Source organism: Pedococcus aerophilus (assembly GCF_039532215.1).
In the GTDB taxonomy this organism is placed as follows: domain Bacteria; phylum Actinomycetota; class Actinomycetes; order Actinomycetales; family Dermatophilaceae; genus Pedococcus; species Pedococcus aerophilus.
In genome coordinates, this window is sequence record NZ_BAAARN010000003.1 from 232792 (window position 1) to 247879 (window position 15088).

16 protein-coding genes and 3 tRNA genes are annotated in these 15088 nt (G+C 71.9%); 13 read left to right on the forward strand and 6 right to left on the reverse strand.

Annotation, left to right across the window (positions count from 1 at the left end; genetic code table 11):
* The first annotated feature begins 34 nt into the window (after window positions 1–34).
* Together ABD286_RS13200 and ABD286_RS13205 are read left to right on the forward strand one after the other, a co-directional pair.
* A complete protein-coding gene (locus ABD286_RS13200) occupies window positions 35–478 on the forward strand; it encodes a YciI family protein (RefSeq protein WP_344194200.1) in 444 nt (147 codons plus the stop codon).
* Window positions 479–489: 11 nt separating this feature from the next.
* The gene (locus tag ABD286_RS13205; RefSeq protein ID WP_344194202.1) at window positions 490–1713 is read left to right on the forward strand and encodes an RNA polymerase sigma factor; all 1224 of its coding nucleotides are present in this window, start codon (window positions 490–492) and stop codon (window positions 1711–1713) included.
* Between the two features lie 2 nt (window positions 1714–1715).
* Here the strand turns inward: ABD286_RS13205 and ABD286_RS13210 are convergent, their stop codons facing one another.
* The gene (locus ABD286_RS13210; protein WP_344194204.1) at window positions 1716–2513 is read right to left on the reverse strand and encodes an alpha/beta hydrolase; all 798 of its coding nucleotides are present in this window, start codon (window positions 2511–2513) and stop codon (window positions 1716–1718) included.
* A gap of 57 nt (window positions 2514–2570) precedes the next feature.
* Between ABD286_RS13210 and ABD286_RS13215 the strand changes: the two genes are divergently transcribed.
* The 9 genes from ABD286_RS13215 to ABD286_RS13255 all read left to right on the forward strand — a co-directional run bounded on the left by ABD286_RS13215 (window position 2571) and on the right by ABD286_RS13255 (window position 9020).
* Entirely contained in the window at window positions 2571–3560 is a 990-nt protein-coding gene (locus ABD286_RS13215) for a pirin family protein (RefSeq protein WP_344194206.1), read from the forward strand.
* Between the two features lie 41 nt (window positions 3561–3601).
* A complete protein-coding gene (locus tag ABD286_RS13220) occupies window positions 3602–4645 on the forward strand; it encodes a hypothetical protein (protein WP_344194208.1) in 1044 nt (347 codons plus the stop codon).
* Window positions 4646–4679: 34 nt separating this feature from the next.
* Complete coding sequence (locus ABD286_RS13225; RefSeq protein ID WP_344194210.1) at window positions 4680–4910, forward strand: hypothetical protein; 231 nt, start codon at window positions 4680–4682, stop codon at window positions 4908–4910.
* Window positions 4907–5758, forward strand: a complete 852-nt coding sequence (locus tag ABD286_RS13230; protein ID WP_344194212.1) for an SDR family NAD(P)-dependent oxidoreductase — start codon at window positions 4907–4909, stop codon at window positions 5756–5758. Before ABD286_RS13225 ends, ABD286_RS13230 begins: the two co-directional genes overlap by 4 nt.
* 49 nt (window positions 5759–5807) lie before the next feature.
* Entirely contained in the window at window positions 5808–7250 is a 1443-nt protein-coding gene (locus ABD286_RS13235; RefSeq protein WP_344194214.1) for a GuaB1 family IMP dehydrogenase-related protein, read from the forward strand.
* Window positions 7251–7265: 15 nt separating this feature from the next.
* Complete coding sequence (locus tag ABD286_RS13240) at window positions 7266–8318, forward strand: PHP domain-containing protein (RefSeq protein WP_344194216.1); 1053 nt, start codon at window positions 7266–7268, stop codon at window positions 8316–8318.
* A complete protein-coding gene (locus tag ABD286_RS13245) occupies window positions 8315–8689 on the forward strand; it encodes a GntR family transcriptional regulator (protein WP_344194218.1) in 375 nt (124 codons plus the stop codon). Before ABD286_RS13240 ends, ABD286_RS13245 begins: the two co-directional genes overlap by 4 nt.
* A 164-nt stretch (window positions 8690–8853) precedes the next feature.
* A tRNA-Glu gene (locus ABD286_RS13250) sits at window positions 8854–8926 on the forward strand.
* Window positions 8927–8946: 20 nt separating this feature from the next.
* Window positions 8947–9020: transfer RNA gene (locus ABD286_RS13255), tRNA-Asp, on the forward strand.
* A gap of 56 nt (window positions 9021–9076) precedes the next feature.
* Here ABD286_RS13255 and ABD286_RS13260 read toward each other — a convergent pair.
* Window positions 9077–10000, reverse strand: coding sequence for an NADP-dependent oxidoreductase (locus ABD286_RS13260; RefSeq protein ID WP_344194220.1), 924 nt, complete (start codon window positions 9998–10000; stop codon window positions 9077–9079).
* Window positions 10001–10166: 166 nt separating this feature from the next.
* On the opposite strand from ABD286_RS13260, the gene ABD286_RS13265 reads away from it, so the two are divergent.
* Window positions 10167–10243, forward strand: a tRNA-Phe gene (locus ABD286_RS13265).
* Window positions 10244–10303: 60 nt separating this feature from the next.
* On the opposite strand, the gene ABD286_RS13270 is transcribed toward ABD286_RS13265, so the two are convergent.
* The 4 genes from ABD286_RS13270 to ABD286_RS13285 form a co-directional block, all read right to left on the reverse strand.
* Entirely contained in the window at window positions 10304–10585 is a 282-nt protein-coding gene (locus ABD286_RS13270) for a hypothetical protein (RefSeq protein ID WP_344194222.1), read from the reverse strand.
* Window positions 10586–10592: 7 nt separating this feature from the next.
* The gene (locus ABD286_RS13275) at window positions 10593–10715 is read right to left on the reverse strand and encodes a hypothetical protein (RefSeq protein ID WP_344194224.1); all 123 of its coding nucleotides are present in this window, start codon (window positions 10713–10715) and stop codon (window positions 10593–10595) included.
* A 148-nt stretch (window positions 10716–10863) separates the two neighbouring features.
* Window positions 10864–11169 carry an Hpt domain-containing protein gene (locus ABD286_RS13280; RefSeq protein WP_344194226.1) on the reverse strand — a complete coding sequence of 102 codons (306 nt, stop codon included), beginning with the start codon at window positions 11167–11169 and terminating at the stop codon, window positions 10864–10866.
* Entirely contained in the window at window positions 11166–11567 is a 402-nt protein-coding gene (locus ABD286_RS13285; protein ID WP_344194228.1) for a response regulator, read from the reverse strand. The genes ABD286_RS13280 and ABD286_RS13285 overlap by 4 nt, the downstream gene beginning before the upstream one ends.
* Before the next feature lie 246 nt (window positions 11568–11813).
* On the opposite strand from ABD286_RS13285, the gene ABD286_RS13290 reads away from it, so the two are divergent.
* Entirely contained in the window at window positions 11814–15056 is a 3243-nt protein-coding gene (locus tag ABD286_RS13290) for a PAS domain S-box protein (RefSeq protein ID WP_344194230.1), read from the forward strand.
* The last annotated feature ends 32 nt before the right edge of the window (window positions 15057–15088 follow it).

Below are 15088 nucleotides of genomic sequence, written 5' to 3' on the forward strand. Positions count from 1 at the left end.
CCAGCGCACCGCACCACGACCCGAGGAGCACCCCATGACCCGTTACCTGCTGGTGGTCGACTTCCAGTCCGGCCCCGACGACACCCCCATGGACCAGTGGGGGCCGGAGGAGGTGGCCGCCCACCTCGACTACTACCGCGCCCTCAACGCCGAGCTCGAGGCCAGCGGCGAGCTGCTCGAGACCACGATCCTCACCGGCCCCGACCTGGCCAAGGTCGTGCGCTCCGACGGCAGCACCTCGGTCGTCACCGACGGCCCCTTCCAGGAGATCAAGGAGTGGGTGGCGGGGTACCAGGTCGTCGACGTCGACTCCGAGGCCCGCGCGCTCGAGATCGCCGCCCGCGTCTCCGCCGTCCCCGGTCGCGGGGGCGTGCCCACCCAGCAGCCGATCCAGGTCCGCCGCGTCATGGACGACGGCCCCGGCGACGCAGCGGCGATGGACGACTTCCTCGCGACCGTCACCCACCACGACGGCTGAAGCAGCGCCCGGTGACCGACGAGCGCGAGGTCGAGGACCTGCTGCGCACCCTGGCGCCGCAGGTCCTCGGCGCGCTCGCCCGCCGCACCGGTGACTTCGACGCGTCCGAGGACGCGGTCCAGGAGGCCTTGCTCGTCGCCTCGCAGCGGTGGCCGCGCGACGGCATACCCGAACGCCCGCGGGGGTGGCTCCTGCAGACCGCCCAGCGCAAGCTCGTGGACCTGTGGCGCAGCGACGACGCGCGGCGACGTCGCGAGCGCCTGACCGCCACCCACGACGGCGGCGAGCAGCCGGGCGTCGTGCACCACGACGACACGTTGACGGTGCTCCTGCTCTGCTGCCACCCCTCGCTCACGCCGGCCTCGGCGATCGCGCTGACCCTGCGGGCGGTCGGGGGCCTCACGACGGCTCAGGTGGCCAGCGCCTTCCTCGTGCCGGAGGCGACGATGGCCCAGCGGATCAGCCGCGCCAAGGCGACGATCCGCGCGTCCGGCACCGCCTTCGGACCGCCGTCGCCCGAGGAGCTGCCGCAACGTCTCGGGTCGGTCCTGCACGTCCTCTACCTCGTGTTCAACGAGGGGTATGCAGCCAGTGCCGGGTCGAGCGTGCACCGCACCGACCTCACCGGCGAGGCGGTCCGGCTGACGAGGATGGCGCACCGGCTGCTGCCCGACGACCCGGAGGTGACGAGCCTGCTCGCCCTCATGCTGCTCACCGACGCGCGTCGACCTGCTCGCACCACTTCATCTGGGGACCTGGTGCCGTTGGCCGAGCAGGATCGCAGTCGCTGGGACGCGGCGATGATCAGGGAGGGCACGGCACTGCTCGACAGCACCCTCGGCTCAGGCCGTGGCCGGATCGGCGCCTACCAGCTGCAGGCCGCGATCGCCGCCGTGCACGACCGCGCAGCCACGGCGTCGGAGACGGACTGGGCCCAGATCCGCGCCCTCCAGGAGATGTTGGAGCGGCTCACCGGCAACCCGTTGGTCACCCTGTCGCGGGCCGTCTCCACCGCCAGGGTGGACGGGCCGCTGGCGGGTCTGGCGGTCCTCGACGAGCTCGGCGACCGGCTGGGGGACCACCACCGTGTCGAGGCGGTGCGGGGCCACCTCCTCGAGCTGGCCGGACGACTCGACGAGGCCGCGGCGGCATACCGGCTGGCCGCGGACCGGGCCACCAACCTCCAGGAGCAGCGGCACCTCGCAGCCGAGGCCACCCGCCTGCGCGGGCACTGACCTCACCCGAGGCGACTGGCTGCCCTCACGAGCTCGGCGACCTCGTCGGGGTGGGGGAAGACGTTGTTGTGCGAGCCCACGAGCACCTGGGACCTGCCTCCAGCGCCGGCCTTGGCGGCCAGCTGCTCCAACCACTCCGACGGCGCGAACGAGTCCGCCTCGCCGGCCGTCGTCGTCAGGGGCACCCGCAGCCGCGTGACGCGTTCCTCGGGTCGGTGCCGCAGCCCCGACAGGACCATGCGCACCACGTCGGTGCGCACGCGCGCGAGGTTCTTGAGGACGACGAGCTCGGTCGGCGGATCCTTGCGCCACGCGGTCAAACCCGCCGGCACGAGGTGGAGCAACCCCCGTTGCTTCGGCGTGAAGGTCGGCCCGGCCATGACGAGGCAGTCGATGCGACCGGTGTGCTGCAGGCCGAGCGCCACCTCGAGCGCCACCTGGGCCCCGGTCGAGTGGCCGAAGACGACCAACGGACCGTGCGGGGCGAGGCTGGTCCTGGCCAGCTCGGCGACCCACTGCTGGCCAGCAGTGGCAAGGCCCCGGATCGTGGGGCGCACACGCCGCCTGCGGCCGCGGAAGGCCAGGGCGTCGAAGACGACGACCTCCACCCCGCTCCCGGCCAGAGTGCGGGCCAGCGGCAGGAGGTAGCGCGGCAGCCCGAGCCCGGGGAAGACGACGACGCTGCCGGTCACCTCGACACCGTCGGGCGGCGAGAACCACAGGGACCGGACCGGGCCGGCGGCGAGCTCGTGCCAGCGCACGCCCTCGTCGACGGCGGACTCCGCCTCACGTGCAGTCACCGCTCCACCCCTCTCTCGGGTCACCCTTCCACAGGGGTCGCGGTGCAGACTGTGCGGGTGAGCAACGTCGAGAGCGCACCAGAGGAGACCGTCTGCGCCGACGGTCCACCGACGACGGACGTGGAGGTCCTCGAGCCCCGCGACGTCCCCCTCGGAGGGCCCCGCGCGATGACCGTGCGGCGCACCCTCCCCCAGCGCCAACGCTCCCTCATCGGCGCGTGGTGCTTCGCCGACCACTACGGCCCTGACGACGTCGCCGCGTCCGGCGGCATGGACGTCCCGCCCCACCCGCACACCGGCCTGCAGACCGTCAGCTGGCTGTTCGCGGGCGAGGTCGAGCACCGTGACAGCCTCGGCACCCACGCCGTGGTGCGCCCCGGCGAGCTCAACCTCATGACGGGCGGCCACGGCATCGCACACTCCGAGGTCTCCACCCCCGGCACGAAGGTCCTGCACGGTGCCCAGCTCTGGGTCGCCCTGCCGGACGCAGATCGCCACTCCCCCAAGGACTTCCAGCACTTCGTCCCCACCCCGGCCCGTATCGACGGGGCCACCGTCTCCGTCTTCCTCGGGTCGCTCGCCGGCCAGACCTCCCCCGTCGAGACGTTCACGCCGCTGCTCGGCGCCGAGGTGGTCCTCGACGCGGGGGCCACGGTCGAGCTCGGTCTCGACGCGGCATACGAGCACGGGGTGCTGGCGGACACCGACGGGTTCACCGTCGATGGCACGGACCTGGCACGCAGCGCCCTGGCCTACCTCCGTACGGGCCAGACGGTGCTGACGCTCACGAACCGCAGCGACGACCCGGCTCGGGCGCTGCTGCTGGGCGGGCCGCCGTTCGAGGAGGAGATCCTCATGTGGTGGAACTTCGTGGGCCGCAGCCACGAGGACATCGTCGCGGCCCGGGAGGAGTGGATGGCCCACGCCGAGCGGTTCGGCGAGGTGCAGGGGTATGCCGGCGAGGTCCAGCACCTGCCGGCGCCGACGCTGCCCGCAGTGCGGATCCGCCCACGCCGCAACGCCTCTCGCGCCCCCCAGGACTCGTGAGGCTGCCGACCCGCGGTCGTCCTGCACGCCCCAGGCTGGTCGTGGCCGCCGGTGTTGCGGCAGTCCTGGTGGTGGCTGTGACGGGCGCCTACGTCGCGAGCCCACGGACCGAGGGCCTGGCAGGAGAGTGGTCGGCACCGTCGAGCGACGGCAAGGTCGTGGCCGGGCGGGCGCTCGTCAGCGGTGGCAACGCCGCCCTCGACCTCCGGACCGGGAAGTCCGTCCGCCTCGGCTCCGTGGCGGGTGGTGCCGCCACCTACGCGGACGACCGGCTGATCGTGAGCAAGGACGGGCGCGTGGACTCCGTGCGCCTCGACGCCTCGGTGCGGTGGACCTGGCGTGCTCCCGCCGGCCACGTCGCCATCCCGCTGGCAGCCGCCGCAGGAAGCACGCTGGTCGCGGACTGTCCCGCCGGGGCCGGGAAGACGTGCCGGCTGGTCGGCCTCGACAGCGCCGGGAAGCCGGGCTGGGAGTCCACCGATGCGGGCCGACCCGTCGACCAGCCCGAGCCCTCCCTGCCGCGGATCCACGCCGAGTCGGTCGAGGGTGGCGGCGTGCTGCTCACCGACCCGGTGAGCGGACGGTCCACCCTCCAGCCGGGGACGTCGTTCACGGCTGTCCCCGACGGCCCGGTCGTCGTGCCCGTGCAGCAGGGCGGGCAGTGCGTCGTGTCGCTCTTCGCCTCGCCGGACCCGCTGTGGACCCAGGTCCTCGGCCCCTGCCCCGGCGGAAAGGTCCCCGAGGTCTCTGTGTCCGAGGGCGCCGTCCTGCTCTCCTGGCCGGGGCGCACCGAGCGCCTCGCGACCGACACGGGCGCCACCCTGCCTCGACCCACCACCACGCCGGTCCCCGAGGCCGTGGCGAGCAGCGACGGGCTCGTGGCCACGCGCCATACCGCTGCGTCGCTGCTCGACCCGCGCCGGTGGGGAGAGGACGACCACATCCTCGAGCTCCGGGACACCCGCTCCCGTGAGGTGCGGGCGCGACTGGTGACCGAGTCCCCGGTCACCGTGCTCCTGCTCGACCGCGATTCCCTCGTGGTCCGCGAAGAAGGACGAGTCGTGAGGTACACGCTCGAGGACTGACCGGGCACCACACCCGATCGGTCACACTGGTGTCATGAGCCCCGCGCCCGGCGACCGCACCGCCAACCGTCGACCGTTCCTCGTCCCGTTCCTGCTCGGCCTGTGCAGCCTCATCCTGGTCCGCGAGGGCCTGGACCGGTTCGCCCCCGACCTCAGCTACTGGATCGTCTTCATCGCCGGCCTGGCCGTGGGCTGGACGGTCTTCACCGTCGCCGAGCGCGTCATCGCCAAGCGCAACGCCACCAAGCAGGACGGCCTGCGGTGAGCGGCTCCACCCACAGCGCCCCGACCGGCCCGGTCCTCGTCACCGGCTGCTCCTCGGGGATCGGCGCCGCGACCGCCGACTTCCTCGTCAAGGCCGGCCACACGGTCTACGCCACCGCCCGCCGCCCCGAGACGCTCCGGTCGCTCGAGCTCGCCGGCGCCCGCACGCTCGCGCTCGACGTGACCTCCGAGGACTCGATGGCCGAGGCCGTCCGCGCGGTCGAGGACGAGCACGGCCGGGTCGGGGTCCTCGTCAACAACGCCGGGTACGGCGAGTACGGCACGATCGAGGAGGTCGAGCTCGACCGGGTGCGCACGATGTTCGAGACCAACGTCTTCGGGCTCTCCCGGATGACCCAGTTCGTGCTGCCCGGGATGCGCGAGGCCAAGGCCGGGCGGATCGTCAACATCGGCTCCATGGGTGGCCGCTTCACCTGGCCGGTCGGCGGGTACTACCACGCGACCAAGTACGCCGTGGAGGCCATCACCGACGCCCTGCGCAACGAGGTCCGCCCCTTCGGCATCCACGTCAGCCTCATCGAGCCCGGCCTGATCCGGACCCGCTTCGAGGAGACTGCCCTCACCTCCGACGCCGCGACCGTCGACGACTCCTCCCCGTATTCAGCGCTGCTGGCTGCCAGCGCGCAGGCCACCGCGGGCGGTTACTCGAACCCGCGCCTGGCTGCCGGCCCGGAGTCCGTGGCCCGTGCGGTGCTCAAGGCGATCGAGTCGAGCAACCCGAGGTCGCGCTACGTCATCACGCCCGCGGCCCGCGCCATGATCGCGGCACGCACGCTCGGTGGCGACCGGGTCTGGGACGGCATCGTGAAGCAGCAGTTCAAGGCCTGACCCGCAGACGAACCGGGACCACGCCCGGGGACGCGCCTAGACTTCCGGCGTGCAGTTCCTCAACGGTCTCCAGCCCCAGTTCGACCTGACGTACGACGACGTCTTCATGGTCCCGAGCCGCTCGGACGTCACGAGCCGCCTCGACGTGGACCTGTCGACCGCCGACGGCAGCGGGACGACGATCCCGCTCGTGGTCGCCAACATGACGGCGATCGCCGGCCGACGGATGGCCGAGACGGTCGCTCGTCGCGGCGGCATCACGGTCATCCCCCAGGACATCCCGGTCGACGTCGTCACCGAGGTGACCTCGTGGATCAAGAGCCGCCACCTGGTCCACGACACCCCGATCACGCTCTCGGCCCACGAGACGGCCGGCGCGGCGCTGGGCCTGCTGCCCAAACGCGCCCACGGCGCGGCCGTCGTCGTCGACGAGTCCGGCAAGCGACCGATCGGTGTCGTCACCGAGGCCGACCTCACCGGGGTCGACCGATTCACCCAGGTCGGCGAGGTGATGTCGGCGAACCCCGTGCTCGTCACCGACGGCACCGACCCCGAGGAGGCGTTCAACCTCCTCGCGACGACGCACCACCACGTCGCCCCGGTCGTCGACGACGCCGGCAACCTCGCCGGCATCATCACCCGCGCCGGCGCCCTGCGTGCCCGCCTCTACTCCCCCAACACCGACAGCCAGGGCCGCCTGCGCATCGCCGCCGCTGTCGGCATCAACGGTGACGTCGCCGCCAAGGCCACCGCGCTCCTCGACGCCGGCGTCGACCTGCTCGTCATGGACACCGCGCACGGCCACCAGGAGAAGATGCTCGACGCCCTCAAGGCCGTCCGGGCGCTCGACCCGCAGGTGCCCATCGCTGCGGGCAACGTCGTCTCCGCCGCCGGGGCCCGTGACCTCATCGAGGCCGGTGCCGACATCATCAAGGTCGGCGTCGGACCCGGCGCCATGTGCACGACCCGCATGATGACCGCGGTCGGTCGGCCTCAGTTCTCCGCCGTCCTCGAGTGCGCCGCCGAGGCCCGCAACCACGGCAAGCACGTCTGGGCCGACGGCGGGGTCCGCCACCCGCGCGACGTCGCCCTCGCGCTGGCCGCCGGCGCCTCGAACGTCATGGTCGGCTCGTGGTTCGCCGGCACGCTCGAGAGCCCCGGCGATCTCTACACCGACGAGCGCGGGCGCCGCTACAAGGAGTCCTTCGGGATGGCCTCGAGCCGCGCGGTCCGCAACCGGACGGCGACGGACACGGCATACGAACGAGCTCGCAAGGCCCTCTTCGAGGAAGGCATCTCCTCCGCGCGGATGTTCATCGACCCTGCCCGCCCCAGCGTCGAGGACGTCATCGACCAGATCGTGGCGGGGGTGCGTTCGAGCTTCACGTATGCCGGCGCCCGCACCATCGAGGAGTACGCCGAGCGCGCGATCGTCGGACTCCAGAGCACCGCGGGGTTCGCCGAGGGCCGACCGCTTCACACGTCCTGGTGAGCAAGGGATCCACCCGTGGTTGCCACAGTCACCCCGCTCTCGGCCCCTGTCGCGCCCGACGAGGCGCTGCGACGCATCGCGTTCCTGCTGGAGCGGGAGCGGGCGGGCTCCTACCGTGTCGAGGCGTTCCGCAAGGCCGTCGTCACGGTGCGCGAGACGCCTGAGGACGAGCTCGCCTCGCGTGCCGAGGAAGGCACCTTGCAGGACCTCGCCGGCATCGGGAAGTCGACCGCCGGCGTCATCGCGGAGGCAGTCGCCGGTGAGCTGCCCGCCTACCTGGACACGTTGCAGGACAAGGCGAAACCACTCGTCACCGGTGGCGAGCAGCTGTTCGCTTCCCTGCGCGGCGACTGCCACTCGCACTCGAGCTGGTCTGACGGTGGCAGCCCCATCGAGGAGATGGTCCTCACCGCCGTCGAGCTCGGCCACGAGTGGCTCGTCCTGACCGACCACTCGCCGCAGCTGCGCGTCGCGAACGGCCTGACCGCCGAGCGGCTGACCAAGCAGCTCAAGGTGGTCGACGCCGTGAACTCCTCACTGGGGGAAGGGTTCCGGCTCCTCAAGGGCATCGAGGTCGACATCCTCGACGACGGCGGGCTCGACCAGACCGACACGATGCTCGGTCAGCTCGACCTCGTCACGGCCAGCGTCCACTCCAAGCTCAAGATGAACGCTGCGCCCATGACGAAGCGGATGGTTGCCGCCGTCTCCAACCCCCGGGTCAACGTCCTCGGCCACTGCACCGGCCGCCTCGTCGAGGGCAGCCGCGGGACCCGGCCCCAGTCCGAGTTCGACGCCCGCGCCGTCTTCGAGGCCTGCGCCGAGCACGGGACCGCCGTCGAGATCAACAGCCGCCCCGAACGCCAGGACCCTCCTGACGACCTGCTCCTGATGGCCTTGGAGATCGGGTGCCTGTTCGCCGTCGACTCCGACGCGCACGCTCCGGGCCAGCTCGAGATGAAGGCCTACGGCTGCGAGCGCGCAGAGCGCCTCGGCGTCCCGGCCGACCGGATCGTCACGACGTGGGACGTCGACCGGCTGCTTGCGTGGACCCGAGGAGAGGCGTGAGCAGCCCCCGCATCACGGTCGACGAGTCGATGGGTGTCGCGCCCTACGAGCAGGTCCGTGACCAGTTCGCCGACCTCATCGCCTCCGGCGAGCTCGCCGAGGGCGACAAGCTCCCCACGGTGCGCGGCCTGGCCGCCGACCTCGTCCTCGCTCCGGGCACCGTCGCCCGCGCCTACAAGGAGCTCGAGGCCCAGGGCCTGGTCGTCTCGCGCAGCCGGGCCGGCACGGTCGTGGCACCGCGCGCCCAGTCGGTGGAGATCGCCCTGCGGCACCTCGCCGACTCGTTGGTGCAGCGGGCGGTCGAAGCAGGCGTGGACGACGCAGCGGTGCTGTCGATCGTCCGCGCGGCGCTCGGCGACGTGCGCCGCTGACCGGGCCGAACGCCATACCGACGAACGGTCCGGACGTCCGCCCTGAGCACGATTCCGGCCCGCGGTGACCCCGTTTTGGAGTTCACGGCATTCAACCCCTATGCTTTCCGAGTCCTCGACGGATCCGAGCTGCTGCTCGCTAGCGGCGAGGGACCGTTCGTACGGTCCCCATCGTCTAGCGGCCCAGGACCCCGCCCTTTCACGGCGGTAGCACGGGTTCGAATCCCGTTGGGGATACGCACCACCAGCATCATCAAGGCCCCGTAGCGCAGTTGGTTAGCGCGCCGCCCTGTCACGGCGGAGGTCGCCGGTTCGAGCCCGGTCGGGGTCGCTCGAGAAACAAGAAGGCCCACACGAGAGTGTGGGCCTTCTTGCGTTGCTCGTCCGTCAGCTGCTGACGGAGATGATGACCTTGCCGCGCACGTGGCCACCGGCGCTCGTGGTGAACGCATCGGCGGTCTGCTCGAGCGGGAAGACGTCGGCGACGGGGACCGTCAGCTTGCCGGCGTCAGCGAGGTCGGCCAGAGCCGCGAGGTCGTCCGGGTTGGGGCGCACCCACAGGTACAGCCCACCGTCCTCCTGGACCTCCGCCTCGACGATGGAGCCGTGGCGGCCGCCGTCCGCGAGGACCGCCTTCGTCGTGTCGCGCACGCCACCGACGAAGTCCGCGACGACGTCGACACCCTCGGGCGCGAGCTCCCGCACGCGCTCGGCCAGCCCGTCGCCATACGTCACCGGCTCGGCACCCAGCTCGCGCAGGAAGTCGTGGTTCTTCTCGCTCGCCGTGCCGATCACGCGCGCCCCGAAGGACTTCGCGATCTGGACCGCGAGGATGCCGACGCCACCGGCTGCAGCGTGGACGAGGACCGTGTCCCCGGACTTCGTGCCGAGCCGCGTGAGTAGCTGGTATGCCGTGAGACCGGCGAGCGGGAGGCCAGCGGCCTGGTGCCAGTCAAGGGCCTTCGGCTTCTTCGCGACGGTGCGCGCAGGGGCGGTGACGAGCTCGGCGTAGGTGCCGCCCTTGACCCAGTCCTTGCGGGCGTAGGCGATGACCTCGTCGCCGACCTCGAACTCGGGGGTGTCGAAGCCGACGGCCTCGACGACGCCGGAGACGTCCCAGCCGGGGATGGCGGGGAGCTCGACGTTCATCATCGGGTCGAGGTAGCCCGCCACGATCTTCCAGTCGACGGGGTTGACCGACGCGCTCTTCACGCGGATCAGGACCTCTCCCGGGCCGACCTTGGGCTCAGGGACGTCGGAGAGGGTGAGGACGCTGGGGTCGCCGTACTCGGCGTAGGTGATGGCCTTCATGCACTCGTCAACGGGCCTCCACGGGCCGCCATTCCGCGCGGACACCTCGATGTGAGGAGCATCGCCCTGATCGGCTATCATCGTGCCGTCGCGACGGTCCGCCACGGGCTCAGGCCCACAAGGATCGCCGCGAACTGCATGTCCAGCCCCACCCCAGCACCACCCAGGCCAGGTAGCTCAGTTGGTACGAGCGTCCGACTGAAAATCGGAAGGTCGGCGGTTCGACCCCGCCCCTGGCCACCACAGAAGCCGCTGTCACCCTCCAGGGTGACGGCGGCTTCGTCGTTCGTGCGGCAGGGGACGTCAGGAGTCGCGGCCGCAGCCGACGTTCCGGCCCTCCCACCACGTCCCGGCGACGAGCACGAACAACCGCGTCGACGACGAGATGTCGCACCCCGCCGGAGGGGGGCCGCCGTCGAAGGCGATCAGCGGCACGAAGTCGTGCCCGTCGACCGGCGAGGTCCGGACGGTCGTCACGCCGAAGGTCCGTGAGCCGTCGGACGCCTCACGCATCTCGCAGAGGGTGACGGCCGCGTCCCTCAGCCCCTCGGCGTCCTTGCGCAGGATCCTGCTGGCACCCGCCACCGTCGCGTCATCGCAGGGTGCCGGTGGTGCGGTCGCTGCACCACCAGCGCCGGAGGTCGGCGTAGGCGTCACCGCCGCCGTCGTCGCCGTCGTCGCCGCCGCCGTCGTGTCGACGCCACTGCAGCCGCACAGCAGGGCAACCAAGCCACCCACCCAGAACCCTGAGGACGTTGTCGCTCGCATGGTCACCCCCGGATCACCTGTCCTGCCGATCCGAGCGTGACACATCCAGACGCCGCAGGGCCCGCGGCAGTCGCGACAGCGGCAGCCGGGGACGCTCAGGCGGGGTCGGGCTGCAGCTCGGCACGCAGGGCGGCGAGGTCGTCCCTCAAGGCGACGGGCGGGGGCGAGCCGGCGGCAATGGCGTCGTCGAGCGCCAGCTCGATCTGACGTGCCAGGCGGGACGCCTCCGCATACCCGAACGTCCCCGCAGCACCGGCCACGGCGTGGGCGACGGCCCGTCCGCTCTCGACGTCCTCGGGAGAGGCACCGTCCGCGAGCGCCGGCTCGATCTGGTCGGTCCGCGCCAGGTTCGTCGTGCGGGCGCGCTCACGCATCCGCGCGAACATCTCTTCCTCGGTCATGCGGTCCACCCCAGCAAGGTGCTCAGCTGCGCAGGCAGGGTCATCGGGTCGAACGGCTTGGCCAGCACGCCCACGACCGGCAGCCCCGACTTCTGGGCGTCCTCGGCGGCCTGGGCCTTGGCCGTCAGCAGCACGACGGGGATGTGGCTGATCGCGGGGTCCTGCGACATCAGGATCGCGGCGGTCGAGCCGTCCATGCCCGGCATCATCACGTCCATCACCACAGCGTCCGGGAGCTCGCGGGCGCAGCGGTCGAGGGCCTCCTGGCCGCCGGTGGCGGTGGTGACCTCCCAGCCCCCGACCATCGAGAGGCTCATCTCGGCCACCTCGAGGATGAGCTCGTCGTCGTCGACCACCAGGACCCGTCGCGGGCCACCGGGAGACGGCGCGGGACTCATGAGAGCGGAGGGAGAGATCCCCCGGGTCGGCGCGGCATGACGACATAGTGCATCAACCCGAGGCCGACCGGGGCAACTGCACGCAACATCCTGTCCGTAGGGCCGATCGACGGCTCGCCTCTACGGGCTGACCCGCTACCCGGAGTCCCCGCAAACAGGACATACGCGACTGCGGGGTCGATAGCCTCACCCTCGTTGGTCACAGTCACGGATGACAGACCACGCACCCATAGGAGCGACATGTCGGTGGCAGGGGAAGGACCCTTCACCCAGTGGTCCGAGCGCCCCGTCCTCGTCCAACCCGAGGGCGAGGCCCTGGCCCACCGTCTCGGCGTGGCCGTCTACGTGGCCGAGCCGGGCATCGACGGCCGATGGCTCTACGTCAGCCCGGCCGTCACCGCCATGACCGGTCTCACCCCCGAGGAGTTGATCGCGCAGCCGGAGCTCTGGTGGGCCAACGTCCACCCCGACGACCGGGACGAGGCCGTCGCCAAGGAGCTGCAGCTGCACCTCGAGGGTCGCGTCCGCTTCGAGTACCGCATGATCCGCCCCGACGGACGCATCGTCTGGCTCGTCGACGACTCGGCCATGGCCCGCACCACCGAGGGCCTCATCCTCCAGGACGGCTTCGTCGTCGACATCACCGAGCAGAAGCGCGCCGAGCTCATGCTGGCGACGCAGGCCGAGCTCGTCGAGGCGGTGGCCGGCCCCGCGGACCTCGTCGACGTGCTCGCCGGGCTGGCGAGCGGGGTGATGGGTATGGCGTCCGCGGTGCGCTGCACGATCACCGTCCACGGCCTGCCGCCGATCGTCCACCCCATGCACGTCGTCGACGATCCCGGTGCCCAGGACGGCGAGGCCGGTCCTCAGGGCGCCGGCTCGAAAAGCCCCACCACCGTCACCGCCCCGGTCATCGCCCCCGACGGCACCCACCTCGGCTGCCTCTCCGTGCACTACGCACCGCACACCCACCCGCCGGAGTCGGACCTCGGCCTTCCCGACTGGGCGGCCCACCTCGCCGCGCTCGCCGTCACCCGGACCCGCGAGCGCGAGCGCGCCGCCACGTCGCACGCCCTCCTCGCAGCGACCCTGGAGTCGACGGTCGACGGCATCCTCGTCGTCGACCGCGACGGGCACATCGTCGGGCACAACGCCCGGTTCCTCTCCATGTGGCGCATCGATCCCGAGGTGATGGCTGCCGGCGACGACAGCCAGGTCATCGCGTTCGTGCTCGAGCAGCTGGTAGACCCCGACGGCTTCGTCAACGGCGTGCGTGACCTCTACGACCACCCCGAGCAGACCAGCTTCGACGAGCTCGTCTTCCACGACGGCCGCATCTACGAGCGCTACTCCCAGCCCCAGCGGGTCGACGGCAGGACGATGGGACGGGTCTGGAGCTTCCGGGACGTCAGCGACGAGCGCCGTCTCCAGGCCGACCTGCGGCACAGCGAAGCGAACCTCGACATGCTCGTCGGCCAGGTCCGCGACTACGCCATCCTCAACCTCGACGCGCACGGCCACGTCATCACCTGGACCGAGGGCGCGGTACGCATCCACGGCTTCACCGAGTCCCAGATCCTCGGACGCTCGCACGCTGCCTTCTACCCACCCGAGGACCTCGAGGCGGGACGCCCGTGGCAGCTGCTCGAGCAGGCCCGCGCCGAGGGCCGGGCCACGGACGAGGGCTGGCGCGTGCGCCAGGACGGCTCCCGCTTCTGGGCCAGCGTCGTGCTCACCGCCCTGCGCGACGAGACCGGAGCCCTGCGCGGCTTCGGCAAGGTCACCCAGGACATCACCGAACGCCACGAGGCCGAGCTCGCCCTGGCGCGCCAGGCCCGCACACTCGAGCTGCTCGGCACCGTGGCGACCGCCTCCAACGGCGCCTCCGGCGTCGAGGACGCCCTCATGGCGGCGCTGGAGGCCTTCTGCGGGTACGGCGGCTGGCAGCTCGCGCACGCCTACCTCGCCGACCACGACACCGGGGTCCTCCAGCACTCCGAGTGGTACGCCACCGGGACCTGCTGCCCCGACTTCCGGGCCAGGACCGAGGCCTTGCCCGTGTCCGAGCTGGGGCTGCCCCGCACCGTGTTCGAGCAGGCCAAGCCGCAGTGGATCGACCGCCTGGACGAGCGGGCCCAGAAGGGGCGCGCCGTCGAGGGCACCAAGGCCGGGCTCGTGTCGGGGTGCGCGTTCCCGCTGATGATCCGCGAGGAGCCCGTCGGCGTCCTGGAGTTCTTCAGCACCGAGATGCGCGAGCTGGACAGCGCAACCATCCAGATCATGCGCCACCTCGGCACCCAGCTCGGCCGCGTCGTCGAGCGAGCCCGCGCGGAACACCACCTCGGTCGGCACGCCCGCGAGCTGCGTCGCCTCTCCAAGCGCCTCGAGACGGTGCTCAACTCCGCCGGTGAAGGCATCTACGGCGTCGACGACGACGACCACGTGACCTTCATCAACGAGGCCGGCGCCGCCCTGGTGGGTCGTCGCCGCGACGAGATCATCGGACAGCTCGTCGACGCCGTGCTCCCGGCCGAGGTGGACACCACGCCACGGCGCCTCCCGGCTGGGACCCAGCCCGGCGCCATACGTCCGGTCCCGACCACACCCACGCAGCCGCCGGACGGCGCGCCCGTGCCCCAGGCCACGCGGGTGGTGGGTCGGCACACGCGCGCCGACGGCACGTCGTTCGACTCCGAGTGGATCTCCGCCCCCATCGTCACCGAAGGGGTGGAGAGCGGCGCCGTCGTCGTGTTCCGCGACGTGAGCGAGCAGCGCGCCGTCGAGCGCATGAAGGACCAGTTCCTCGCGGTGGTGAGCCACGAGCTGCGTACGCCGCTCACCTCCATCCGGGGCGCCCTCGGGCTGCTCGGTGGCGGGGCCGCCGGCGAGCTGCCCGTCGCGGCCGGGCGGATGGTGGACCTGGCCACGGTGAGCACCAACCGGCTGATCCGCCTCGTCACCGACATCCTCGACATCGAGCGCCTCGCCGCGGGCCAGATGACGCTCTACCCGCAGCACGTGGACACGGGGACGGTCGTGACGGCCTGCGTCCAGGACACCGCAGCCGTCGTGGCCGAGCGACGGGTGAGGGTCGTCGTCGACGGCGAGCCGGCCCAGGTGGTGGCCGACCCGGACCGGGCCATCCAGGTGCTCACCAACCTCATCACCAACGCCGTGAAGTTCTCCGAGCCCGGCTCCGTCGTCGAGGTCAGCACCAGGACGTCCGGTCGCCACGTCACCTTCGCGGTGCGCGACCACGGACCCGGTGTGCCCGGCGACCAGCTCCAGGTCATCTTCGAGCCGTTCCGGCAGGCCGACGCCTCCGACACCCGTCGCCACGGCGGCACCGGGCTGGGGCTCGCGATCTGCCGCGGGCTGGTGGAGCAGCACGGAGGCCAGATCTGGGGCGAGAACCACCCCGAGGGCGGCGCACTGTTCTCGTTCACCCTCCCCCTGGCACCAACCGAAGAGATGATTTCCAGCGTTTGAGCCCGCTTGACCACCATTGATGCATGAAGATC

Coding starts and splice junctions, on each gene's coding strand:
- ABD286_RS13280 (WP_344194226.1), bottom strand. CDS start 11,169: ATGACCGAGGAAGAGATGTTCGCGCGGATGCGTGAGCGCGCCCGCACG.
- ABD286_RS13285 (WP_344194228.1), bottom strand. CDS start 11,567: ATGAGTCCCGCGCCGTCTCCCGGTGGCCCGCGACGGGTCCTGGTGGTC.
- ABD286_RS13260 (WP_344194220.1), bottom strand. CDS start 10,000: ATGAAGGCCATCACCTACGCCGAGTACGGCGACCCCAGCGTCCTCACC.
- ABD286_RS13200 (WP_344194200.1), top strand. CDS start 35: ATGACCCGTTACCTGCTGGTGGTCGACTTCCAGTCCGGCCCCGACGAC.
- ABD286_RS13225 (WP_344194210.1), top strand. CDS start 4,680: ATGAGCCCCGCGCCCGGCGACCGCACCGCCAACCGTCGACCGTTCCTC.